This window comes from Mucilaginibacter sp. (assembly GCF_036383575.1).
Lineage (GTDB): Bacteria > Bacteroidota > Bacteroidia > Sphingobacteriales > Sphingobacteriaceae > Mucilaginibacter.
The window spans coordinates 1-3,918 of record NZ_DASVOB010000575.1 but is presented as its reverse complement, the minus strand read 5'-3'; the positions used below and the strand labels follow the sequence as shown (position 1 = coordinate 3,918).

Sequence of the window (3,918 nt, the reverse complement as noted above, 5' to 3'; positions counted from 1 at the left end):
TTGATGAAGTGATAAAACAACATCCCCATACAACTGTGTAAGCATAAAATACCAGTAAGCCCTCACAAACCTTACTTCGGCCAAATACTGGTTTAAAGTAGCCGATGGCAGGTTGATCTTACGGACATTATCCAAAAAAGTATTGCATGCCTGGATAGCCCTGTAAGCGGTTGAATACGCATCTGTTTGCAAGCCACCGACGGTTGGGGTTATAGCACCCTGCGCAATGTTTGAATAGGCGCTGCTGTACGCGTTATCGCTAAGGCTATCCCAATAAGGCGTGCCAGCCCCAAAGCCCTGCCCTGTATTACCGGAAGCATTATAATTAAATCCCTGGATAAAAAAGCTATAGATCCCGGCCAAAGCAAGGTCGGCATCGTTCTGCGTTTTCCAGTAAACGGAACTGGCTATATCTGCCGGCGGATTTTGATCTAAAAGATTTTTCTTGCAGCTACTAACCATTAAAACGGCTGTCAAAAAAAGTATCAAATATTTTATCGTTGTTTTCATGATCGTTTCAAATAATAAATGTTAAAATGTAGCCCTCACACCAAAAGAGTAAACCTGGTTTTGCGGGTGTGTAACATACCTTGTGTTGGAAACTACGCGTTCGGGATCAAGGCCGGGAAACTTAGTGAACGTAAACAGGTTATCACCGGCAAAATAGATCCTCAACCCTGACATAAACAGGTGTTTGGCAAAATCGGCAGGTATATTATAGCCCAGCTGAACGTTTTTCAACCTCAAGAAAGAAGCATCTTTTAAGTAATAGGTAGACGCTGTGTTGGCATTGCTGCTGATGTTTCCCTGGCCCAAAACATAAACCATCGGCATGGTTGTGCTGGGATTGGATGGTGTCCAGGCATTTAACCATTCTTTAGGCGGTGGCGATCCCTGGTTAAATGGTTGGATGCCCCAGCCGTTAACATATAATTTTTGCCCGTATGAACCATAAAAGAACACCGTGAGATCAAAATTATTCCAGTTAACGCTGGCGTTAAAAGCATAATTAAATTTAGGATACGCACCGGGGACTATTACCCTGTCGCTGTCATCAACCTTTCCATCGCCATTGGTATCCGCATACTTCATGTAGCCCGGCTGCGGGTTATATTGCTGTGTTGGCGAGGCTGCTATTTCTGCCGTCGACTGGAAGATCCCGACATATTTGAGCATGTAAAAACTTCCATAGGGCTGCCCCTCCTGGTTAATAGTATTTGTGCCGGTGCTTATAGCCGGTGCTCCATAAGAAACCAAAGTATTTTTATTGGCCTGGATGTTTCCGCCAAAAGAAAATCCAACTCTACCAATGCGGTCATGATAGTCAAAAGACGCTTCAATACCAGTATTTTTCATTTTACCGTAATTAATAACGGGCGCATTAAGACCAAAGTAAAGCGGTGTAAGCGTAGTAGCTGTTTCAAGGATGCCCGATGTTAACTTATCATACCAGTCGAACGAAAAGGTGAGCTTGTTATTCAGCACAGTGACATCTGTACCAATATCAAATACCCGCGTAGTTTCCCATTTAATATCAGGGTTGGTTAATGAATTGTTGATTACACCGCTTGTAACCGTACTTCCCGAAAACGGATAGGCATAGCTCGTTTTGGTATTGTAATAGCTCTTGAAATTGTAGGTTTCCTGGTAAGGATAATTACCAATATTTTGATTACCCAGATTACCCAGCGAAGCCCTTAGCTTTAAATTATTTAACCAGTTTACGTTTTGAAGGAATTTCTCTTTAGTAGCCGCCCAGCCTAATGATACTGATGGAAAAAATGCCCACCTGTTATTTGCCGGAAAACGGGATGATGCATCATACCTGGCATTGGCCTCCAGCAGGTATTTCTCCTGGTAATCATAATTTAACCGCCCGTAGTATGAATGCAGGGAATATATATTACTTGTTCCGTTAGTTAACTGGGAGGCTATTGGCCCGGCATCAATTTCCTGCAATGTATTGGATGCAAAAGGTAAATTGCGGAGCCCTTCCAGGTTTTGCGACTTGTTATATTCAACCTGCGTACCTGCCAATAATTTAAAGTTATGTTCATTATTGATTGATCGCGAATAGGTAAACTGCGTATAGGCAACCGGGTAAAACGAATTATTATCGGTCACATCAATACCCTGCCCGTTTACATCAAGGGTACGTTCTGGCGCATCACCGGGTTTTGCAAACCAGTTATACTGATTAATTACCGGTTTAAAGTCAGTAGTTTTATTAAAATCGAAGTTAAAGCCGCCATTGGTGCGCCAGTCCAATCCTTTTAAAAGATGAATGTTTAAATAAAAACTGCTTTGTAAGTAATAGTCGTTTTGTTTGTTGATGGCATTTTGGGCAACAGCAATTGGATTTTTGTTAGGTGTTTGAACACTCGGAAATACCGAATTGGTATACCGGCCGCTACCATCGGGCAATATAGGGCCATACATAGGCTGCTGCGATAAAGCCGATAAAAACTGATCCTGGCTTCCCCTTGAGGTGTAACCTCTTTCGCTGCTGTTTAAAGTAATGGCTGAGCCAAATGTTGCCCACTTATTTAACTTCGAGGTTAAGTTGATCTGGATGTTGTATTTTTTATAGTAATATCCCAGCATAACATCCGGCTGGTTCACATAACCTAAGCCAACGTTATAGGTAGTGCCATTGCTGCCGCCACTTATACCCAAATGATGTGTTTGTACTTTAACCGTATTAAATATGGCATCTAACCAGTTATAATCAGGATATAAGGTATGATCTGTTGGGTTGATATAAAGCGCGATCTGGGCGTCGCTATATTTATTAGGGTAGTTTGAATTGGTTGCGGCCTGGTTCCAGAGCGTCATGTACTGAGCCGAATTATAAATGAGGTTGTTGGGCAATGAAGATGCCCTGGTAATGCCAAGGTTATAATCATAAGAAAGCTGCATTTTGCCCTCCTTGCCCTGTTTGGTAGTTATCAATATAACCCCGTTTGCAGCACGGGTACCATATATGGATGCAGAAGCCGCATCTTTCAACACCGTAACCGATTCGATGTTTTGCGGATCAAGTGCGGTGATACTGCCGGGTAAACCATCAACAATAATGAATGGTGAGTTACCTGCACTGCTAAAAGTACCTGTGCCCCTTATACGAAGCGATGTACCTTCGTTACCGGCCTCACCAGAACCCTGCACAACTGATAAGCCAGGCAATTTTCCCTGTAATAATTGGGTGGGATCTGTAGCTACTCTTTTATTCAGTTCTGATCCTGTTACGGTAACCACGGCGCCGGTCAAATCAACCTTCTTTTGGGTTCCGTAACCTACTACTATCACTTCATTAAGCCTGTTTGAAGCTTCCTTCATGGTGATGTTGATCGCCCTCCTATCGCCTACTGCCACTTCCTGGGTTTCGAAACTCACGTAGGAGAATACTAATACAGCTTGTTCATCGGGCACCTTTATGGTATACTCGCCCTGGGCGCCGGTAATGCTGCCTACAGCAGCCCCTTTTGTCTTTACGTTAACTCCGGGCAGGGGCTGTCCTTTTTCATCAACTACTTTACCACGGATCTCAATGCTTGCCTTTACTTCGGTTATTAACTCTTCCTCCTTTTTTTTTACAATGATAGTTCCCTGGATAATGGTATAAGTAATGGGCTTATTGCGGAAACACTCGTTCAGTGCCTCCTCAACCGTAACACGTTCCAGGTTAATGTCAGTTATCCCTGCCAGGGCTATTTCAGGTTTTACATTGACCAGTATATGGTGGTATCCGCTTTGTTTTTCAATATATTCCAAAACCTTTTTGACGGATATATTTTTTTGGTGAAGGGTGATGGTTTGACTAAAGCTTTTGGCGCTTACACTGGCAAAGACAGTAATCATGATAATGGCAATCAGTTTCATAACCAATAAAACTTTAGTTATAGCGGGCCACACGCC

2 protein-coding genes are annotated in these 3,918 nt (G+C 42.9%); both read right to left on the bottom strand.

Translation table 11 applies throughout. The annotated features are described in order from the left end of the window. Positions 1-510 (bottom strand): RagB/SusD family nutrient uptake outer membrane protein (locus tag VF500_RS20615; protein ID WP_330861485.1); only part of this gene is annotated, 510 nt, incomplete at its 3' end. 21 nt (positions 511-531) lie between these two features. Continuing rightward, positions 532-3,882, bottom strand: a complete 3,351-nt coding sequence (locus VF500_RS20610) for a TonB-dependent receptor (protein ID WP_330861484.1) — start codon at positions 3,880-3,882, stop codon at positions 532-534. Positions 3,883-3,918 lie beyond the last annotated feature (36 nt).